The sequence below is a fragment of the Phycisphaeraceae bacterium genome, assembly GCA_040222855.1.
Taxonomy (GTDB): Bacteria; Planctomycetota; Phycisphaerae; order Phycisphaerales; family Phycisphaeraceae; genus Mucisphaera.
In genome coordinates, this window is sequence record JAVKCD010000006.1 from 1 (window position 1) to 1,013 (window position 1,013).

Sequence of the window (1,013 nt, forward strand, 5' to 3'; positions counted from 1 at the left end):
CATCTTGGGGATGACCTCGGTGCCGAGGAGTTCGATCTGCTCGAAGTACCGGTCGAACTTGAAGCGGAAGTCGAACACCAGGTGCTCGACCCCCAGAGCCTCGAACTTCTTCAGCTCTTCGACCGCCTGCTCGGGGTTGCCAACAATCAACTGGCCCTCCAGATCCTCGACGGTCTCGAAGGTACCCGACGGCGGCTTGACCGCGAACTTGGCCTTGTTGGCCCAGGCCAGCAAGCCGGGGATGTTGACGTGCTTGAGCGCCTCCTCGCGCGTGGACTCGATGCTCGTGGGAGGAATGACGGCCACGGTCGGCGTCGCGCGACCCGCCTCAGCGGAGAGCTCCCGCATCGTGGAGATGCGCTTGTCGAGGGTTCCCATCGAGATGCGTCCGGGCATCCAGCCATCGGCGTATTCGACGGCGAGACGCGCCGAGCGGGGCGTTGCACCGCAGTACCAGAACGGGATCCGCCCGCCGACCGGCTTGGGCTCGATCGTGACGTTCTCGAAGGAGAAAATGCCATCGTCGTAGGTGACGTCGTTCTCGGTGAACACCCGCTTGAGGATCTCGGCGTTCGACTTCACCATCTCCACGCGATCGAGGTCACCCCAACCGATGGCCTCGAACTCGTGATCGAAGGTGCCCGCACCGAAGCCCAGAATGAGTCGGTCCCCGACAAGTTGGGTCATGGTGCCGGCCATCAGCGCGGTCAACAGCGGGTGGCGGAACGGGATGAGCGAACCGGTGCCGAGCTCGATCTTCTCGGTCACTGCGCCGATCGCGGTGAGGGTCGTCATCGCGTCGTAGAACGTGCGGTTCGGCTTCTCCATCTCACCGTGCGGCTCGAAGACGAGGTGGTCACGGACCCACACCGAGTCAAAGCCCATCTTCTCGGCGAGGATCGAGCCCTCGAGAAGCTTGTCCTTGCTGGCGTGCTCGCCGAAGTGCGGCAGTAGGAGCCCGAATTTCATGGTCACTTTCCTTCTCTGTCAGCGCTCGACAACGCGAGCTTTCC

1 protein-coding gene is annotated in these 1,013 nt (G+C 63.1%); it reads right to left on the reverse strand.

The genetic code is table 11. The features are described from left to right. The coding region (locus RIG82_03245; GenBank protein MEQ9459956.1) for an LLM class flavin-dependent oxidoreductase at window positions 1-969 on the reverse strand (969 nt) is incomplete at its 3' end. Window positions 970-1,013: the final 44 nt, after the last annotated feature.